The organism is Pseudoclavibacter sp. CFCC 13611 (assembly GCF_008831225.1).
GTDB lineage: Bacteria > Actinomycetota > Actinomycetes > Actinomycetales > Microbacteriaceae > Pseudoclavibacter_A.
In genome coordinates this window covers 834,343-853,467 of record NZ_WBKE01000002.1, presented here as the reverse complement: position 1 = coordinate 853,467, position 19,125 = coordinate 834,343, and the positions used below count along the sequence as shown (strand labels likewise).

Genomic DNA, 19,125 nt, shown 5'->3' with positions numbered 1-19,125 from the left:
GGCGCGACAGATGAGGCCTACTCTGAGTCGTCTGTCGGGTGCACCGGGTGGTCGAGTTTGGCATGACGACCGTCTGCCGACGAGCGCCCGGTCAGCCGCCGCATCGCCCACGGCCAGAGATACTCTCTGGCCCATTGGACATCGGCGGAGGTGACGTGCCAGCGACCGACAGGCGGCCCGGCCACATGCTCGGGGCTGAGATCGTGTTCGACACCGAGTGTCTCGAGTACGCGAATGGCCATCAGATGGTGGCCGAGGGGCGAAAGATGCAGACGATCCGGCGCCCAACGACTGGGGTCATGGAGTGCGCGCAGCCCCCATTGGTCCACGACCAGCGCACCCCGGCGTGCGGCGCTGGCGCGCATGTTCTCGTTGTAGATCGCGACCTTGCCGCGAATCAGAGCGAAGGCGGGCATGGTGCGCAGATCGGGGCCGGTGAAGATCAGCACGGTCGCACCGGTGGCGGTCAGCCGTGCCAGAGAGCGATCGAAGATGGCGGCCACACGGTCGGGGTCGCTGCCAGGGCGCAGAATGTCGTTGCCTCCGGCGCAGAACGTGATGAGATCCGGCCGCATCGCGATGGCCCGGTCGACCTGCTCGCGAACGATCGGCTGAATGAGCTTGCCGCGCACGGCGAGGTTGGCGTATTCGAACGTGGGAGTCTGCCTGGCCAGGACTTCGGCTGCTCGGTCGGCCCAGCCTCGTACGCCGCCCGGAGCCTGCGGGTCTTCGTCTCCGACGCCTTCGGTGAAACTGTCGCCGATGGCGACGAAACGCTGAAAAGGCACGGTGGCGGGCGATGAGAGCTCACTCATGCAGACTCCTTTCGTTGTTGGCCGCAGGCGCCGGTGCCGGTGACCGCCACTCGCCGGTGCGGCGGCGCATGGCATCCTCTCGAATGCGAGCGCGCAGCACCCGCCGGCGGTGTCGCTGCCAGCGTTTGACCGACCAATCGATGATCACGCCCAGCGAGAGCGCGATGGCGATGGCGAGGACGGCGGCGAGAAACGGCGACTGCTTGGCCCATGCTCCGGCGAGCAGGCCAATGAGCACCGAGTACACCGACCAGCTGGCTCCGGCGAGCAGACTGAGCGGGGCGAACCGGCGCCAGGGAAAGTCCGTGGCTCCGGCGGTCATATTGACGACGACGCGCCCGACGGGAATGTAGCGGGCGGCGAGTATGAGAACGGCCGGACGGCGGTGCAGCGTGTGGCGCGCGGTCTGGATGAGCCGCTGCATGCGCGGACGGGCCGCCCAGGCGCGCTGATCCAGATGCAGTCGCGAACCGAGCCAGAAGGCGATGTTGTCGCCGGTTGCCGCGGCAACCGCTGAGACGAGCAGCAGCATCCAGAGTTGAGGCTCGCCCTGCGCGACGGCCAGCGCCGCCAAGGCGACCACCAGAGACTCACTCGGCACGGGTGGAAAGAACGCGTCGATCGCGATGAAGAGAAACAGGAAGACGAGAACCCAGGGGCTGGACGACATCGTGAGCAGAGTCGCGTCGAACGCGTCGAACATCTCGGTCATGCACTGCCTCTCGTACCCCGACAGTCTACGGTGACTCCCGTCACGGCTCGGACAGCGGCGCCGAACCTCATGGCCAGCTCACAACCAATCGACAGCTTCGTCGCGTGACCCTCGTCGATTCGGGGAATCGGCCCGCCCGGTATGCTGACTCAATATGTTCGAGAGTCTCGACGCAATGCCGATCTGGGTGCCGATCGGCCTGGTCGTCGCTTCGCTGATCGCGGGGCTGGTCGATTCGATCGTGGGCGGCGGCGGGCTCATCCAGCTGCCGGCGCTGCTGCTCGTGCCAGGATTTCAACCGGTGCAGGCGCTGGCGACGAACAAGGTCGCTTCGGCGTGCGGCACGATCACCAGCTCGATCACCTTTGCGAGGCGGGTGCGGCCAGACTGGCGGATGCTGGCCCCCGTCGTCGTCGCGGCGTTCGCGGCTTCGTTCGGCGGGGCGGTGCTCGCCGCACGGCTGCCGGCCGGCATCTTCACGCCGATCATCGTCGTGGTGCTCGTCGGCGTGCTGATCTTCACCCTGATGAGACCGGAGCTCGGCAGCCGTCCACGTGACGACCTCGGCAGCGTGTCGCTCGCGATGCTGCGCGGGCTGGCCCTCGGCCTGGTGCTCGGCTTCTACGACGGCCTGCTGGGGCCGGGCACCGGCGTGTTTCTGGTGCTGGGCATCACGCTGGTGCTGCAGGCCGATCTGCTTCGTGCCGCGGGTGGGGCGAAGATCGTGAACGTGGCCACCAACCTGGGCGCCCTGGCATATTTCATCCCGTTGCAGGCGGTGCACTGGCCGCTGGCGATTCTGCTCGGCGCGGCGAATCTCGTCGGCAGCTATCTCGGCGCACGGCTCACCATGCGTCTGGGGGCACGATTCGTGCGATGGATGCTGGTGATCGTGGTGAGCGCGCTGATCGTTCGCCTCGTACTGCAGCTGTTCGGCGTGTGACCGAACAGCCGCAGGCGAGAGGCCAGGGTGCGGTTGCGCTGGCGGATCAGTCGAAGAACGTCTCGATGTCGGCACCGAGCGAGACGAGTCTCTCCTGCAGCTGCTCGTAGCCGCGGGCGATGATGTCGACGTCGCGCAGCACGCTCTCGCCCTTGGCCGCGAGCATCGCGATCAGAATGACGACCGCGGGGCGCAGTGCCGGCGGGCAGCTGATCTCGGCACCAGACCAATGGGTCGGGCCGGTCACGTCGAGGCGATGCGGGTCGCGCAGCCGAACGTCGGCGCCCAGACGGGTGAGGTCGGTCAGATGGATGGCACGACCCTCGTACACCCAGTCGTGAATGAGGGTGTGCCCGTTGGCGCAGGCGGCGATCACCGTGAAGAACGGCAGGTTGTCGATGTTCAGACCTGGGAACGGCATCGAATGGATCTTGTCGATCGGTGCGCGCAGCGTCGAGGGAAAGACCGTGACGTCGACCAGCCGCGTGCGGCCGTTGTGCGCGGCGTACTCCGCTGAGAGTGAGTACTGCAGTCCCATCTCGTGCAGGGTCGCGAGTTCGATCTCCATGAACTCGATCGGCACGCGACGCACGGTGATCTGCGAGTCGGTGACGATGCCCGCCGTCAGCAGGCTCATGGCCTCGATCGGATCTTCGCTGGGCCAGTAGTCGACGTCTGCGTCGATGTGGCTGCGGCCGGTGATGCGCAGGGTGGTGGTGCCGATGCCCTCGATCTCGATGCCCAACAGCTCGAGGTAGAAGCAGAGATCCTGCACCATGTAGTTGGGGCTGGCGTTGCGTATGGTGGTGACTCCGTCGTGCACCGCGGCCGCCATGATCGCGTTCTCGGTGACGGTGTCGCCGCGTTCGGTGAGCACGATCGAGACGTCCTGCGGGGTGTCCTGCGACACGGTGGCGTGGTACCAGCCGGCTTCGGCCTTGATGCCGAGGCCGAATGCCTGCAGAGCGATCAGGTGCGGCTGCACCGATCGCTCGCCAAGATCGCAGCCGCCGGCATAGGGCAGGTCGAAGCGGGAGTGGCTGCCGAGCAGCGGCCCGAGGAACATGATGATGCTGCGGGTGCGCCGACCGGCGGCCTCGTCGATGTGGGTCAGATCGAGGTCTGCGGGAACCCGGATCTCGACGTCGTTGCCGTCATCGCTCCAGGTGACGCTGACGCCCAGGCTGCGCAGCACGTCGATGATGCGATCGACCTCGACGATGCGGGCGACGCGATGCAGGCGCGTCGTGCCGCGGTTCATCAGCGATGCGCAGAGCAGTGCGACGGCGCCGTTCTTGCTGGTCTTGACATCGATCTCGCCGTGCAGCTTCTTTCCGCCGTGCACGCGCAGATGCGTGTGTCGAGGGCGGTCTTCGAGGTTGATCAGTTCTCGTCCGAGCGCGTCGCTGATGCGGCCGAGCAGTTCGACGCCGATGTTCTGGCTGCCGTGCTCGATGCGGTTGATCGCCGACTGACTGGTGCCGACCTGTTCGGCGAGCTCAGCCTGGGTGAGATTGCGGCCCTGCCGGGCGCTGCGAATCAGCAGCCCGACCTGCTTCACGAAGGGCGAGGGGGCGTTGGGTGTGGTCTTGATCGCCTGAGTCATATGCGCGAGTGTATCTCGTATCTGAGATATTCGGAATGTGACACGCAGGGTCGGAGCAGGCGGTCGCGGTTTCGGCTCGGTAGTCTGAACCCGGTGCGGATGTGCCGCAGCCTCTGCCACGAAGGAGCATTCAGATGAACGCCGACTCCCGCAACCCGAAACCACGCATGAGCGCCTCGTCTGGACCACGAGAGCGCGGGTGGGCGGGGTGGAAGCTGACCGTCTGGGCGGCTGGCATCATGCTGGTGCCTCTGATCGTGCTGCTCTTCGTGCCGAATCACGAGATCTGGACGCTCGCATGGTTCGCCTATGTCTCGCCGATCATCGCGGTCGTGTTCGGGGCCATCTGGGGCCGGGGGCGTGAGCACCCGAGCGAGCTGTGGCAGCTGCCGGCGGCCGTCGCGGTCATTTCGGCCGTCGTGGTGCTGATCTTCATGCGGCCGTTCGACGTCATGTCGGCCACGATCATCGTGGGCGAGTGCTTCGTCGTCGGCATGATCGGAACCCTGGTCGGGCTGGGCCTGCGCAAGCTCTCGGGCAAGTAGCGCTTCACACAGACGCGCCTCGCGCAGGTCGCTGGTGGCGGCAGCAGGGGATGCGTCGTGCGCAGCACAGAGTCTGGCGCCCCTGAGCCGGTCGCGTCTGCACCTGGGGTGCCGACGAACCACGGGCATCCAGCCAGACCACGCAGCCGTAAGGGCATATGAAAAGGCCCGGTCTGCCTCGCGAGAGTGCGAGGCAGACCGGGCCGAGTGCTGATCAGCAGTCGAGCTGATCAACGGTGGATCAGGCGGGGATCATCCAGCCGAGCACCGGTGTCGACTGCAGGAACACGATGATGCAGACGATCAGCAGCAGGCCGAGCGACCAGGGGAGCGCCTTGCGCAGAATGGTCGACTCCTGACCCTTGAGATCGACAGACGTTGCGGCGATCGTCAGGTTCTGCGGGCTGATCATCTTGCCCACGACGCCACCTGACGTGTTGGCAGCCGTGAGCAGGTGCTCATTGATGCCGATCTGGTGCGCAGCCGTCTGCTGCAGCTTCGCGAAGAGGGCGTTCGCCGAGGTGTCTGACCCGGTGACCGCCGTGCCGAGCCAGCCGAGGATCGGCGACAGGAAGGCGAAGAACACGCCGGTTGCGGCGAGCCACTGACCGATCCAGATGGTCTGCCCGGAGAGATTCATGACGTACGCGATCGACAGCACGGTGGCAACCGTGGCCAGCGAGATGCGCGACTTCACGATGGTGTGCCAGAACTCTGCGAGAGCCTGCCCGACGGTCATGCTGAACTTGCCGCCTGCGGTGAAGATGCTGAACACGATGGCGACGATGATTCCGGCGATCAGCAGCGTCGTACCGGGCGACGACAGCCATGTCAGTGTGTACGTGGCCGACGAAGAGATCTTGCCGTCGGCGGTCATCAGACTCTGACTGAGGCCGGGCCAGGGAATCTTCAGGTCGGTGCCTGCCAGCAGCTTCGGAATGTTGGCGCCCATCGTCCAGAGCTTGGTGAAGCCGAAGAGTGCGATGACGATGATGTACGGCAGCAGAGCCATCCAGACACGCACGCCGGTGAGCGGCTCTTCTTTGACCTTCGACATCTGGTCTTCGGGGGTCGTGGGCTTCCAGAACTTGAGCAGGATGGTGGCGATCAGGAAGCCGCCCAGTGCAGCGACGACGTCCGTGAGCTCGTAGACGAAGTGGTGCGCGCACCACCACTGCAGCACAGAGAAGGTGAGGCCGGTCACCAGTGCGGGGAACCAGAGCTGGCGCACACCGCGGAAGCCGTCGAGGATGAGCAGCAGCAGAATCGGCACAACCCATGCGATCAATGGTGTCTGCACGCCGACGACCTGTGCGATCGCCTCGGCCTGGGCCCGCTTGTCGCCGTCACCGGCGGTCAGGTTGCCGGCGGTGGTGATCGGCACGGCCATGGCGCCGAAGGCGACCGGGGCGGTGTTCGCGACCAGCACCGCGAGCGCGGCGCGCAGCGGCGGCAGACCGAGCGCCACCAGCATCACACCGGTGATCGCGACGGGCGCGCCGAATCCGGCGAGCGCCTCGAGCAGGCCGCCGAAGCAGAAGGCGATCAGCACAGCCTGGATGCGCATATCGCCGCGACCGACGCTCGAGAAGATGCGTCGCAGGTCGTCGCTGCGCCCGCTGAGCACGGTGACCTCGTAGAACCAGATCGCCGTGATGACGATCCACATGATCGGGAACAGGCCGAAGACCGCTCCTTGGGTCGCTGCGGCGAAGGTGAGCCCGACCGACATCTTCATACCGAAGATGGCGACGAGCATCGCCGTCAGCAGCGCTCCGAGACCGGAGCGCAGAGCACTGATCTTGAACCCTCCCAACAGCACGAAGAACACCACGAGTGGGATAAGTGAGACGAGAGCAGTAAGCGGAAGGCTGCCGCCGATGAGGCTTGACTCCAGATTGGGAGTGAAGCCATCGCTAAGCAGGACCGCGGTGTCTGAGGGCGACATGGTCGTGATTCTCTCCTTCGAGAAGTCGGACGTTAGAGACGCAGATGCGTCGTTCGGGCAGATTATCTGGCGTGGTCAGACCACGTCAAGTCGTGAAATACGGTTAGTGTCTCAGGAGCGGGTCAGGCCGCTGCGGTGTGGGCCTCGGTCAGCTGGTAGTAGCCCGTGATGTGGTCGGTCACCAGGCGCGTCGCCGCCTCGTGGTCGCCGCGACGAAACGCCTCGAGGATGCCGGTGTGCTCGGCGTGCAGCGTGCGTGCGGTGGTCGGCCAGTCTGGCAGCTGTCTTGCGCGGTCGAGTGTGTGGTCGGCGATTGCCGTGCGCATGCCGTCCATGAGCGTGGAGATGAGCGGATTGGCCGCAGCGTCTGCGAGCGCGGCGTGAAAGCTGGCGTCCAGCGCCAGATACTGCTCGACGGGAAGGTCGGGGTCGGCCATACGATCGAGCAGACGCTGGGCTACCTCCCAGTCGGTGTAGCCGGGGTCGGCGTGGCCTGCGACCCAAGACTCGAGCAGCAGACGGGTGTGTACCACGTCTTCGAATCGCACACTGCGTGAGCTGAGCTGCATTCCGAGCGCGAGTGCGAGAGCCTGCTGCGGCTCGGCGATCACGATGGTGCCGGAGTTCGGGCCTGAGCCCGTCGCAGAGGTGAGCGTGCCGAGTGCCTCGAGAATGCGCAGGCCCTCTCGAACCGTGCTGCGTGAGACCCCGAGCTGCTCGGCGAGCTGGCGTTCTCCGGGCAGACGATCGCCGACCGCGAGCGTACCCGCAGCAAGCTGGTCTCTGACCCAGGACATCACCGTCTCATGTGCTCTCATAGCGAGATGAGGATACCCTACATTGCCGCGTTTCCGCGAAAGTGGTGGCATGGACTCCAGCGGCGCCCGCTCGTCGAAAGTGTGGTCAGACCACAGTGTCGACGCCTGTTCCTGGGCACAGCCGCCAGCTGATTCTGTCAGTCGCAGCGAACGGAGGCACTCCATGCGAGTGGGAATTTTCGGAACGTGTCTGGTCGACACGCTCTATCCAGATGTGATCAGGGCGACGGCTCGTCTGATCACCAGACTCGGCCACGAGGCGGTGTTCCCCGAGGGACAGACCTGCTGCGGCCAGATGCACATCAACACGGGCTACCAGAAAGACTCTCTGCCGCTGGTGCAGAACTACGTCGACGTCTTCGGCGACTCGTCGATCGACGCCGTGGTGCTGCCGAGCGGCTCATGCACAGGGTCGGTGCGACACCAGCATCCGATGATCGCCGGAAAGTTCGGCGACGAGGCGCTGAGCCGAGAGGTCTCGTCGGTCAATGACAAGACGTACGACCTCGCCGAGTTCATCGTCGACGTGCTCGGTCTCACCGACGTCGGAGCCTACTTTCCGCACACTGTGACCTACCATCCCACCTGCCACTCGCTGCGCATGATCCAGGTGGGCTCGCGCCCGTACCGACTGCTGCAGAACGTCGAGGGCCTTGAGCTGCGCGAGCTGCCCTTCGCAAAGGAGTGCTGCGGCTTCGGCGGCACCTTCGCCGTCAAGAACGCCGCGACCTCGACCGCAATGGTCGAAGACAAGGTCAAGCACATCGAAGAGACCGGTGCAGAGTACTGCGCCGCCGGGGATGCCTCGTGCCTGACGAACATCGGCGGAGCCATGTCGCGCCTGCAGCTGGGAACGAAGACGATCCACCTCGCGCAGATCCTGGCCTCGACGCATGCCGACGCCGATCGCTCGATCACGTTGCTCGGCGAGGAGGTGGCCGCATGACCACGTTCCTCGGCATGCCGGCGGTTCCGCCGGTCGCCCCGGCAGGGGTCGGCAACCTGCGCGGCACAGAGAAGTTCCAGCAGGCAGCGGTGCACGAGCTCGCCAATGAGCAGCTGCGCCGCAACCTGAACTTCGCCACGCACAAGATTCGCGACAAGCGTCAGCACGTCGTCGACGAGATGCCTGACTGGCAGCGTCTGCGTGAGGCCGGTTCGCGCATCAAGCGCGAGGTGCTCGCCAACCTGCCCGATCTGCTCGAGCAGCTGGAAGAGAAAGTGACCGAACACGGCGGCCAGGTGCACTGGGCTCGTGACGCCGCAGAGGCGAACGAGATCGTGCGCGGCATCGTCGCCGATCATGGCGCGAAGGAGGTGCTCAAGATCAAGTCGATGGCCACGCAGGAGATCGGCCTGAACGAGTACCTCGAAGAGCACGGCATCCATGCTCAAGAGACCGACCTGGCCGAACTCATCGTCCAGCTCGGCCACGACAAGCCCTCCCACATTCTGGTGCCGGCCATCCATCGCAACCGCAGCGAGGTGCGCGACATCTTTCTCAAAGAGATGCCGGGCGTCGACCCCGATCTCGACGACAACCCCGCCCATCTGGCTGAGGCGAGCCGCCGCTTTCTGCGAGAGAAGTTCCTGACCTCGAAGATCGCGATCTCGGGTGCGAACTTCGGCATCGCCGAGACCGGCACGCTCTCGATCTTCGAGTCGGAGGGCAACGGGCGTATGAACCTGACCCTGCCCGACACACTGGTCACCGTCATGGGCATCGAGAAGCTGCTGCCTCGCTTCAACGACCTCGAGGTCTTCACCCAGCTGCTGCCGCGCTCGTCCACCGGCGAGCGCATGAATCCCTACACCTCACTGTGGACCGGCGTCACTCCCGGTGACGGCCCGCAGGAGTTCCACCTCGTGCTGCTCGACAACGGGCGCACCCACGCTCTCGCCGACGACATGGGACGCGAGGCGCTCAAGTGCATTCGCTGCTCGGCATGCCTGAACGTCTGCCCGGTCTACGAACACGCCGGCGGACACGCCTATGGATCGACCTACCCGGGCCCGATCGGAGCCATTCTCTCGCCGCTGCTGACGGGCATGGAAGACTCACACGACCCCAACAGCTCGCTGCCCTACGCGTCGAGCCTGTGCGGGGCCTGCTACGAGGTCTGCCCGGTCAAGATCGACATCCCGTCGATCCTCGTCGAACTGCGCGACCAGAAGGTCAACACCGTCGGCTCCGGGCTCGAGAAGCCGATGCTGAAGACCGTGGCGTCGGCCATGAGCTCCGGCAAACGCTGGCATGCGGCGCAGAAGGCGGCCAGCATCGGCGGCCGCATCGTGGCTGGCCCTGACAAGAAGATCACCAAGCTGCCCGGGCTCTTGGGCGGCTGGACGGACGCCCGCGACTTTCCGGCGCCGGCGAAACACTCGGCTCGCGAGTGGTTCAAGACCGCGGATGCCAAACGTGAGCTGGCGGCCGAGCAGGCGCGTTCCAACGCAGTGCAGGCCGATCTGACGCAGCGCCCCGGCAACCAGGACGCCCAGCGCGACGCCGATTGGGAGCGCAGGCCCATGCCCGCAGGCTTCCCGAGCCCCGCGGCGTCGTCTGAGCAGTCCGAAGAACGAAGCAGCACGCAGGGGAGCACAAAGTGAGCACCGCACGCGAAGACATCCTGGATCGCATCAAAGACGCGCTGCGGATCGCGCCGCCGGTGGTCGAGCCCGTGGTGCGCGACTATGACGCCGAGATCGAGCTGCCCGACGCCGAACGCATCGATCTGCTGATCGATCGGCTCGAAGACTACAAAGCCGAGGTGCGGCGCGCCACGCCGAGCACCATCGGGGCAGAGGTCGCCTCGGCCCTCGCCTCCGTGCAGGCGAGCCGCGTCGGCATCCCCCCGGCACTGGATCGCAGCTGGCTGGGAGACTACGCGGGCGAGGTGCAGGTCGACGACGCGTCGATCCCTGCCGCATCGCTCGACAGCCTCGATGCCATCGTCACCGGAGCGGCCGTGGCCTGCTCGATCAGTGGCACGATCTTTCTGGACGGCAGCGGCACCCAGGGCCGCCGCGCGCTGACCCTGGTGCCCGATGTGCACGTATGCGTGGTGCGGGATGCAGAGATCGTCGTCGACATGCCGGCGGCGATTCGGCGGCTGGTGCCGGAACGGCCGATCACGATGATCGCCGGGCCCTCTGCGACCTCGGACATCGAGCTGCAGCGCGTCGAAGGCGTGCACGGCCCGCGCACCCTGATCGTGGTGATCGTCTCGGCCGAATGACTCGCCCAGACTGAGCAGTAGCAGACCCCGGTCGGCCGTGTGCCGACCGGGGTCTGCTACGCTTTCGACGAAGACACGGGGTGCTCCGAGAGCTGGAGCTGAGATGAGACCCGCTGAACCTGATCTCGTTCACACGAGCGGAGGGATGTCACACGATGGAATCGACGCGCGTCGAATCCGACACCGCAGTCGTCGTCAGCGACGTGGTATACACGCCTGAGGGCGCAGCGGCGCCGGTGCTCGAAGAACTGCGCCTGAGCATCCAGACCGGCGAGCACGTCGCCGTGATCGGTCGTTCCGGCTGCGGCAAGACCACCGCCCTGTCGGTGATCGCCGGGCTGCTCACACCAGACGCAGGCACGGTCCGAGTGCTCGATCACTCCGATCCGGCCGAACGAGTGCGCAGCTGCGCACTCATGCCTCAGGGCGACTCCCTGCTGCCGTGGCTCTCTCTGGTCGACAATGTCGCGATGCCGCTGCGCAACCGCGGCGTCTCCAAGTCAGCCGCACGCGAGCAGGTACGTCCACTGGTCGAGCAGTGGGGGCTCGGCTCGGTCGCGCACCACCGCCCGCATGAGCTGAGCGGCGGCATGCGACAGCGTGCTGCTCTGCTGCGCGCCCTCGCCGCCGACAAACCCGTCCTGCTCGCCGACGAGCCCCTGGGAGCCCTCGATGCGATCACCCGTGCCGACGGTCAGACCTGGCTGCGCGAGCGGCTGCGCGATCGACAGACCACGCTCGTGCTGGTCACCCACGACGTCGACGAAGCCCTGCTGCTGGCTGATCGGGTGCTGGTGCTGGCCGGACGGCCTGCGCGTGTGACCGCTGAGAGTCGCGGCTGGTTCGGCGATCCTCGCTCGCGCACCGAGCTGCTCGCAGACGTCGATCTGGCCGCTGCGCGCACCGGTCTGCTGACCGCGCTGTCCGCAGAGGGGGCGATGCGGCGATGAACACACGCAACGCACAGAGCCGCCTGCACCGGGTGCTGCCGCCGGCCATTGCGGTCGTGATCGTGCTGGCCGTGTGGTGGGGGGCCACCACGTGGCTCGGAGTGCCGAAATACCTCGTTCCGGCCCCGCAGGACGTCATCGTGGCGCTCGGCCGCTACTGGGGCACGCTGTGGTCGGCCACTCTCGTGACCGGCAGTGAGACTGTGCTCGGCCTGCTGGTCGGCGTTCTCGCCGCCGGCGTCATCTCGGTCACGGTCTTCGCGGTGAAGCCGCTGCGCAGCGCCCTCGAACCCCTGCTGATCGGCACGCAGACAGTGCCGGTCATGGTCTTCGCCCCGATTCTCACGATCGCGCTCGGCTACGGCATCGCGTCGAAGGTGGTGATCGTCGCGCTGCTCTGCTTCTTTCCGGTGACCGTCAGCCTGCTGTCGGGCCTGCAGAGCGTCGACCCGCGGCTGATCGACACGATGCGCACGCTGTGGGCAAGCCCGAGCGCGCTTTTCTGGCGCGTGCGGATGCCATTCGCACTGCCGCAGGGCTTCGCCGGGCTGCGCATCTCGGTGACCTTCGCTCCCGTGGCCGCCGTCTTCGGCGAGTACGCCGGATCGAGCAATGGTCTGGGCTATCACCTGATCCAGGCGATTCCCAGACTGCGCACCGACTTCGTCTTCGCCGAGGTCGTGCTGCTCACCGCCATGACGGCCGCCCTGTACCTGCTGACGCTGCTCGCCGAACGCCTGGTGTGCGGCTGGCAGCGTGACAGCCTGCGCTGAGCCCCCGACCTCGGGCGACATCGGCGATCGCGCCGATCGAACGGCGCACCGCCCCCGGCCGTCACACCCAGAATCCCGGTCCCGATGCCACCTCACGGCACAGATAACTTCACAGCACCGATAACTTCCCGGCACAGACAACTTCCCAGAACCGATACCACTTCCACGAACCGATACCACAGAGAAGACGAAGGAGAGACAATGATCACCTCGCAGACCGCGTCCCAGAGGCGGGCGCATGCACGCATCCGCCGATCGATGGGCATGGGGCTCGTCGCCGGAGCCGCCGTGTTCAGCCTGGCGCTGAGCGGATGCACGAGCCAGCAGCAGGATTCGGCCGCCTCAGACAGCCTCGACCCGGTGAGCGTGCTGCTCGACTGGACGCCGAACCCCGACCACGTGTCGCTCTACACGGCGCAGCACACCGGCGCGTACGAGCAGGCCGGGGTCAAGGTGGACTTCACCACGCCGAGCGGCACCGCAGACGCCGCGAAGATGGTCAGCCTCGGTCAGACCGATCTGGCGATCTCGTACGAGCCCGACACACTGATCGCCGAGGGGGAGGGGCTCGACGTCATCTCGGTGGGCGCGCTCGTTCCGACCAGCCTCAACTCGGTGATGACCTGGGAGGGATCGGGAATCAACGGACCGCAGGATCTCGCCGGCAAGAAGGTCGGCACGTCAGGGCTCGCCTCGCAGGAGACGACGATGAACTACATCGCCAAGAAGCACGGCGTCGACCCGTCGACGATCACCTACGTGAACCTGTCACAGGGGCTCAACCAGCCGCTCATCGATCATCAGGTCGATGCGACCATCGGCGCATACCCGAACATCGAGGGCGTCGAGCTCGCCGAACACGGCAGCTTTCCGTCGTGGTCGAACACCGAGCTCGGGCTGCCCGACTACGACGAGCTCGTCGTGATCGCCCAACGTTCGCGTCTGCAGAGCGACTCGGCCTACGCCGAGCGCGTGCGCAAGTTCCTGGCCGGCACGGCGAAGGGCCAGGAGGCGGCAGAGGCGAGCACCGACACCGCCGTCGAGGCTCTGACCGGACCGACCGACGGCGCCTACGAACCCGATGTGCTGCGCCGGATGGTCGAGCGCACGGTGCCGCTGCTGAAGAACGACGGAGGCTTCGGTCACCAGCCGGAAGACGACTGGGCCGCGTACGCCGCCTGGATGCACGAGAACGGTCTGCTCGAGAACGAGTACGACGGCCGTCAGGGACTGACCAACGAGTACCTGCCCGGCAGGTGATCGAGGCTCCGCAGTGAGAACGGGCTGCGGAGACACCGAACGGTGAGTTCTGGCGTCTCCGCAGCCCTTCGTCTGTGCGGCGGCCTCAGCCGCGGGCTGCGTCGATGATCAGATGACGCCCTGTGCGATCATGGCATCGGCCACGAGCTGGAAGCCGTGGATGTTCGCACCGCGCACGTAGTCGCCCGGGTGACCGTACTCTTCGGCGGTGCGACGCACCGAGCGGTGCAGCCGGGTCATGATCTGCTCGAGACGCTCCTCGGTGTATTCGAACGTCCACGAGTCGCGCGAGGCGTTCTGCTGCATCTCGAGTGCCGAGGTGGCGACGCCGCCGGCGTTGGCCGCCTTGCCCGGGCCGAAGAGCACACCGGTCTTCTGGAACGTGCGCACCGCGTCTGGCGTGCAGGGCATGTTCGCGCCCTCGGCGACAGCCCGGACGCCGTTGCGCACCAGGGTCTCGGCATTCTCGGCGTTCAGCTCGTTCTGGGTGGCGCAGGGCAGAGCCACGTCGATGCCGTCGACATCGGCGATGTCCCACACCGAACCGCTGTCTCGGTACTCGGCGCGGCCGCCGCGGCGTTCGACGTAGTCGCGCACGCGACCGCGCTCGACCTCTTTGATCTCGCGCAGCAGCTCGAAGTCGATGCCGTCGGGGTCGTGGACTGCTCCTTGGGAATCGGAGGCGCCGATGACCGTGCCGCCGAGCTGCTGCACCTTCTGAATGGCGTAGAGCGCGACGTTGCCTGATCCCGAGACGATGACTTTTGCGCCGTCGAAGCCCTGCTGGCGAGTCTCGAGCATCTCACGGGCGAAGATGACGGCACCGTAACCGGTCGCCTCGGTGCGGGCACGCGAACCGCCCCAGCCGATGCCCTTGCCGGTGATGACACCCGACTCGAACTTGTTGCGCAGACGTTTGTACTGCCCGAAGAGGTAGCCGATCTCACGGGCGCCGACACCGATGTCGCCGGCTGGCACGTCGACGTACTCGCCGATGTGGCGCTGCAGCTCGGTCATGAACGACTGGCAGAAGCGCATGACCTCACGGTCGCTCTTGCCCTTCGGATCGAAGTCGGAACCGCCTTTGCCGCCGCCGATGGGCAGACCGGTGAGCGCGTTCTTGAAGATCTGCTCGAAGCCGAGGAACTTCACCGTGCCGAGCAGCACGCTGGGATGAAAGCGCAGACCGCCCTTGTACGGGCCGAGGGCGCTGTTGAACTGCACACGGAATCCGCGATTGATGTGCACGTGATTGCGATCGTCGGTCCAGGGAACACGGAAGATGATCTGACGCTCGGGCTCGCACACGCGTTCGAGGATCGCCGACTCGGCGTATTCCGGGTGACGTTCGAGCACCGGCTCCAGCGACTCGAACACCTCGTGTACCGCCTGGTGGAACTCTCGTTCGCCAGGATTCCGAGTGAGCACGGTCTGGTACACCGAATCGATGAACTCAGCTGCTTTGGACATTCATGAACCTCTCTGCAGGGCTGCTCGGGGGCCCGTTCGAAGCGCCCACCGGGGGCACACACGGCGGCGTGTGCACCGCGCTCAGTCTACAAAAGCCGATGCAGGCCAGACCATGGCGACGCCATCATCCGACCCGCATCCTGATGCGAACCCACTCTGTCGATCAGTAGATCGCGTCGATCTTCGCCTTGTCGCGAACCGCTCCCTTGTCAGCTGACGTCGCCAATGCGCCGTAGACCTTGAGAGCGGTCGAGATCTCACGCTTGCGATCTTTCGGGTGGTATCCGTTGCCCTCCTCGAGGGCGGCGCGACGCTCGGCGAGCACCTCGTCAGAGACGTTCAGCTCGATCCTGCGATTCGGGATGTCGATGGTGATCGTGTCTCCGCTCTCGACGAGCGAGATCAGGCCGCCGGATGCCGCCTCGGGGGAGACATGGCCGATCGACAGCCCCGAGGTGCCGCCGGAGAAGCGGCCGTCGGTGATCAGCGCGCACTTCTTGCCCAGGCCACGACCCTTCAGGAACGACGTCGGGTACAGCATCTCCTGCATGCCCGGGCCGCCCTTGGGCCCCTCATAGCGAACGACGACGACGTCGCCGGCCTTGACCTGCTTGTTCAGGATGACGTTCACCGCGTCCTCCTGCGACTCGACCACGACGGCCGGTCCGCTGAACGTCAGGATCGATTCGTCGACGCCGGCGGTCTTCACGACGCAGCCGTCCTCGGCAAGATTGCCGTAGAGCACGGCCAGGCCGCCGTCTTTCGAATAGGCGTGGGCGACGTCGTGGATGCAGCCGTCCTCGGCGTCGAGATCGAGCGTCTCCCAGCGTTCTGACTGCGAGAACGCCTTGGCGCTGCGTTTGCAGCCCGGAGCCGCGTGGAACAGCTCGAAGGCCTCGTCGGTCGCCTTGCCGCCGCGCAGATCCCAGTCGTCCAGGTAGGAGCCGAGCGTCGGATGGTGCACCGAGTGCACGTTCTCGTTCAGCAGGCCGCCACGGTGCAGCTCGCCGAGAATGGCGGGAATGCCGCCTGCGCGGTGCACGTCTTCGACGAGGTAGCTCCCGTTCGGCGCGACCTTGCACAGGCAGGGCACATGGTGCGAGAGGTCGTTGATGTCGTGCATCGTGTAGTCGACGCCTGCCTCCTGGGCGGCGGCGAGCAGGTGCAGAATCGTGTTGGTCGAACCGCCCATGGCGATGTCCATGGCCATGGCGTTCTGGAACGCCTCACGCGTGGCGATCGAACGGGGCAGCACACTGTCGTCTTCGTCGTCGTAGAACCGGTGGCACAGATCGACCACGAGCGAACCGGCGTTCTCGAAGAGCGCGCGCCTGGCCGTGTGCGTGGCGAGAGTAGTTCCGTTTCCGGGCAGCGACAGACCGAGCGCCTCGGTCAGGCAGTTCATCGAGTTGGCCGTGAACATGCCCGAGCACGATCCGCAGGTCGGGCAGGCGCTGGCCTCGAGCCGGAGCAGGTTCTCGTCTGACAGGTTGGGGTCGGCCGTACCTGACATCACCGAGATGAGCTCGACGCGCTTCTTCACGGTGCCGTCGACGAGAACTGCCGTGCCGCCCTCCATCGGGCCGCCTGAGACGAAGACGGTCGGGATGTTCAGTCGAAGCGCGGCCAGCAGCATGCCGGGAGTGATCTTGTCGCAGTTCGAGATGCAGACCAGCGCGTCGGCCTGGTGGGCGTTGACCATGTACTCGACGGAGTCGGCGATCAGGTCGCGGCTGGGCAGCGAGTAGAGCATGCCCGAGTGGCCCATGGCGATGCCGTCGTCGACCGCGATGGTATTGAACTCGCGGGGAATGCCGCCGGCGGCGCTGATCGCCTCTGAGACGACTCGCCCGACGGGAGCGAGGTGGGTGTGTCCGGGAACGAACTCGGTGAAGCTGTTCGCGACTGCGATGATCGGCTTGCCGAAATCTGATCCGTCGACGCCGGCGGCGCGCAGAAGGGCGCGAGCGCCGGCCATGTTTCTGCCGTGGGTGACGGTGCGTGAGCGTAGATTGGCCATCTGCCCACAATACCCGCCCTCTCTGCTCACGTCATGTGAGGTCGCCCTCTATTTGTCCCGGCCGGGTTTGGAGCTTTCCTGCTGACCGACCCGACGACCACGCAGTGGGAAGGTTGGCTAGAGTCGAAGCATGAGAACAGTGGGCTCCCGCATCATCGCAGGCATCGTCATCGTGGGCGTGGGGCTGGTGCTGCTCGCCAACGTGGTGATCCCTGACTTTCAGATGGGCAGCGTCTTTCGTCTGATCATCGGCATCGCCGTGATCGCCTTGGGCGTCTCGACGCTGGTGTCGTCCTGGTCGAATCTCTGGTGGGCGCTGGCGCTCGTCGTCGTCGGCACCGCACTGATCCTCGACAACTTCGGTCTGCTGCCGTTCAGTCCATGGGCACTGATCGCACCGGCCGCTGTGATCGCGCTGGGCCTCAGTGTGCTGACGAGACGTCGTCCGAAGGCGGCGGCGAGCACGTCTTCGACAGACCATTCGGTTCCGAGATCGCCAGCCGAGGCGTCTGCCGCAGAGGAGCGCCGATTCGGCGCACGTGACGGTGACGCCGCCCTTGACCAGAACGTGACTGCGGTGCTGGGCAGCTCCGAGGTGCGCAGCACGGCACACGGCTTTCGCAGCGCGTCGATGACTGCCGTGCTCGGCTCGTCGACGCTTGATCTGACTCGTGCCATGCTGGCACCGGAGGTTCGCATCGAGGTGCTCGCGTTGATGGGCGGCGTCGAGATTCGCATTCCGGACGGCGCCCGGGTGCGGGTCGAGGCGACGGCTCTGCTCGGCGGCGTCGAAGACCGGTCGGTCTTCACCGCGTCGGCTGCCGATCCGTCGGTCGCGGCTCTGGCTCCGGTCGTGGTCATCGGCGGGCAGATCATGCTGGGCGGCCTCGAGGTTCGCAACTGATGCGCAGCACGCACGAGCCGGGCGCGCCTGGCCCGACTTCGGCAGGCGCGTCGACGGCCGGGCTGACGCCGCTGCGCCGTTGTGCGACGGTGCTCGGCATGCTCGTCGCCGTTCTGGTCTCGCTGCTGCTCGTGGTGGTGCTGAGCTTCGTCACCACGCCGATTCCCGGCGCGCTGCTGATCCGGTCGTCGTTCAACGCGGGAGGCGTGCAGGGCAACGAGGCGCTCGGTGCCTACGCACCGGCCGATGTGCGACGTGACGCCGATCTCGCCTACACCTCGAGCGGTCGCGCCGACGAACGGCTCGACGTGTACCGCCGTGCGGACGCGACCGAACCGGCAAGCACCATCATCTGGGTGCACGGCGGGGGCTGGGTCGGCGGCGACAAGTCGCAGGGCGAGAACTATTCGCGCATTCTTGCGGCGAGCGGAGCGACCGTCGTGCAGATCAACTACACGCTCTCGCCAGAGGCACGATTCCCGACTGCGGTACAGCAGCTCGATGCAGCCACCAGCTACCTGCTCGATCACGCCGACGATCTCGGCATCGCGGCCGACCGTCTTTTCTATGCGGGAGACTCTGCCGGATCGCAGGTCGTGGCGACCTATCTCGCCGCTCTCGAAAGCCCCGACGAGGCCTCGCTGCTCGGCCTGCAGCCGCAGGTTCAGCCGAAACAGGTTCGTGGGGCGGTGCTCTTCTGCGGGGCCTATGACGTCGGCGCCGTGCAGGCGACCGGTCCGTTCGCCTCATTTCTGAACACAGTGATGTGGGCCTACAGCGGCGTGCGCGACTGGCAGAGTGCCGAGATGCTTCGCCAGGGCTCTCCCATAGACGCAGTGACGGCAGACTTTCCCCCGACGTTCGTCAGCGCAGGCAACGGCGACCCCTTGGAGTCACAGTCGCGGGCATTCGCCGCGCATCTGCAGCAGCTCGGAGTGCCGGTGGTCACGCAGTTCTACGACACCGATCACGAACCGCCGCTGCCGCACGAGTATCAGGTGCTGTTCTCGCAGTACCCCGAGGCGATCGCTGCGACGCGCGCGGCCGTAGCCTTCGTCGGGGCACACGGGGGAGGGGACGTCGACGTCGACCGTGTGCCGGTGCTCGCTGCTGCGCGATGACGTC

At 66.2% G+C, this 19,125-nt stretch carries 17 protein-coding genes and 1 riboswitch; of the genes, 10 read left to right on the top strand and 7 right to left on the bottom strand.

The window, feature by feature from the left end; translation table 11 throughout:
• Positions 1 to 17: 17 nt before the first annotated feature.
• Together F8O08_RS08180 and F8O08_RS08175 are read right to left on the bottom strand one after the other, a co-directional pair.
• Positions 18 to 815, bottom strand: a complete 798-nt coding sequence (locus F8O08_RS08180) for an SGNH/GDSL hydrolase family protein (RefSeq protein WP_158042608.1) — start codon at positions 813 to 815, stop codon at positions 18 to 20.
• Positions 808 to 1,527 (bottom strand): DedA family protein, encoded by a 720-nt coding sequence (locus tag F8O08_RS08175; protein ID WP_225733559.1) that lies wholly within the window; start codon positions 1,525 to 1,527, stop codon positions 808 to 810. Before F8O08_RS08175 ends, F8O08_RS08180 begins: the two co-directional genes overlap by 8 nt.
• 154 nt (positions 1,528 to 1,681) lie before the next feature.
• Here F8O08_RS08175 and F8O08_RS08170 point away from each other — a divergent pair, with 154 nt between their 5' ends.
• Positions 1,682 to 2,470, top strand: coding sequence for a sulfite exporter TauE/SafE family protein (locus F8O08_RS08170; RefSeq protein WP_158042609.1), 789 nt, complete (start codon positions 1,682 to 1,684; stop codon positions 2,468 to 2,470).
• A gap of 46 nt (positions 2,471 to 2,516) precedes the next feature.
• Here F8O08_RS08170 and F8O08_RS08165 read toward each other — a convergent pair whose 3' ends face one another.
• Complete coding sequence (locus tag F8O08_RS08165; protein WP_158037704.1) at positions 2,517 to 4,076, bottom strand: helix-turn-helix domain-containing protein; 1,560 nt, start codon at positions 4,074 to 4,076, stop codon at positions 2,517 to 2,519.
• A 134-nt stretch (positions 4,077 to 4,210) separates the two neighbouring features.
• Here F8O08_RS08165 and F8O08_RS08160 point away from each other — a divergent pair, with 134 nt between their 5' ends.
• Positions 4,211 to 4,621 carry a hypothetical protein gene (locus F8O08_RS08160; RefSeq protein ID WP_158042610.1) on the top strand — a complete coding sequence of 137 codons (411 nt, stop codon included), beginning with the start codon at positions 4,211 to 4,213 and terminating at the stop codon, positions 4,619 to 4,621.
• Between the two features lie 241 nt (positions 4,622 to 4,862).
• Here F8O08_RS08160 and F8O08_RS08155 read toward each other — a convergent pair whose 3' ends face one another.
• Both F8O08_RS08155 and F8O08_RS08150 read right to left on the bottom strand, forming a co-directional pair.
• Positions 4,863 to 6,569, bottom strand: coding sequence for an L-lactate permease (locus tag F8O08_RS08155; protein ID WP_158037706.1), 1,707 nt, complete (start codon positions 6,567 to 6,569; stop codon positions 4,863 to 4,865).
• A gap of 122 nt (positions 6,570 to 6,691) precedes the next feature.
• Positions 6,692 to 7,366, bottom strand: coding sequence for a FadR/GntR family transcriptional regulator (locus F8O08_RS08150; protein ID WP_225733608.1), 675 nt, complete (start codon positions 7,364 to 7,366; stop codon positions 6,692 to 6,694).
• 184 nt (positions 7,367 to 7,550) lie between these two features.
• Here F8O08_RS08150 and F8O08_RS08145 point away from each other — a divergent pair, with 184 nt between their 5' ends.
• From F8O08_RS08145 to F8O08_RS08120, 6 genes are all read left to right on the top strand, one after another.
• Positions 7,551 to 8,333, top strand: coding sequence for a (Fe-S)-binding protein (locus F8O08_RS08145; protein ID WP_158031198.1), 783 nt, complete (start codon positions 7,551 to 7,553; stop codon positions 8,331 to 8,333).
• Entirely contained in the window at positions 8,330 to 9,994 is a 1,665-nt protein-coding gene (locus F8O08_RS08140) for a LutB/LldF family L-lactate oxidation iron-sulfur protein (protein WP_158042611.1), read from the top strand. The genes F8O08_RS08145 and F8O08_RS08140 overlap by 4 nt, the downstream gene beginning before the upstream one ends.
• Positions 9,991 to 10,623 (top strand): LutC/YkgG family protein, encoded by a 633-nt coding sequence (locus F8O08_RS08135; RefSeq protein WP_158042612.1) that lies wholly within the window; start codon positions 9,991 to 9,993, stop codon positions 10,621 to 10,623. Before F8O08_RS08140 ends, F8O08_RS08135 begins: the two co-directional genes overlap by 4 nt.
• A gap of 66 nt (positions 10,624 to 10,689) precedes the next feature.
• Positions 10,690 to 10,786, top strand: a riboswitch (TPP riboswitch).
• A complete protein-coding gene (locus tag F8O08_RS08130) occupies positions 10,779 to 11,573 on the top strand; it encodes an ABC transporter ATP-binding protein (RefSeq protein ID WP_158042613.1) in 795 nt (264 codons plus the stop codon). Its footprint overlaps the riboswitch before it by 8 nt.
• Positions 11,570 to 12,346, top strand: a complete 777-nt coding sequence (locus F8O08_RS08125; protein WP_158042614.1) for an ABC transporter permease — start codon at positions 11,570 to 11,572, stop codon at positions 12,344 to 12,346. Before F8O08_RS08130 ends, F8O08_RS08125 begins: the two co-directional genes overlap by 4 nt.
• A gap of 201 nt (positions 12,347 to 12,547) precedes the next feature.
• Positions 12,548 to 13,606, top strand: a complete 1,059-nt coding sequence (locus tag F8O08_RS08120) for an ABC transporter substrate-binding protein (RefSeq protein WP_158042615.1) — start codon at positions 12,548 to 12,550, stop codon at positions 13,604 to 13,606.
• 108 nt (positions 13,607 to 13,714) lie between these two features.
• Here F8O08_RS08120 and gdhA read toward each other — a convergent pair whose 3' ends face one another.
• Both gdhA and ilvD read right to left on the bottom strand, forming a co-directional pair.
• Positions 13,715 to 15,076 carry an NADP-specific glutamate dehydrogenase gene (gdhA, locus tag F8O08_RS08115; protein ID WP_158031204.1) on the bottom strand — a complete coding sequence of 454 codons (1,362 nt, stop codon included), beginning with the start codon at positions 15,074 to 15,076 and terminating at the stop codon, positions 13,715 to 13,717.
• 163 nt (positions 15,077 to 15,239) lie between these two features.
• Positions 15,240 to 17,096, bottom strand: a complete 1,857-nt coding sequence (ilvD, locus tag F8O08_RS08110) for a dihydroxy-acid dehydratase (protein ID WP_158037712.1) — start codon at positions 17,094 to 17,096, stop codon at positions 15,240 to 15,242.
• Positions 17,097 to 17,226: 130 nt separating this feature from the next.
• Between ilvD and F8O08_RS08105 the strand changes: the two genes are divergently transcribed.
• The gene (locus F8O08_RS08105; protein WP_158042616.1) at positions 17,227 to 18,000 is read left to right on the top strand and encodes a LiaF transmembrane domain-containing protein; all 774 of its coding nucleotides are present in this window, start codon (positions 17,227 to 17,229) and stop codon (positions 17,998 to 18,000) included.
• Positions 18,000 to 19,121, top strand: coding sequence for an alpha/beta hydrolase (locus F8O08_RS08100; RefSeq protein ID WP_158042617.1), 1,122 nt, complete (start codon positions 18,000 to 18,002; stop codon positions 19,119 to 19,121). Before F8O08_RS08105 ends, F8O08_RS08100 begins: the two co-directional genes overlap by 1 nt.
• Positions 19,122 to 19,125: the final 4 nt, after the last annotated feature.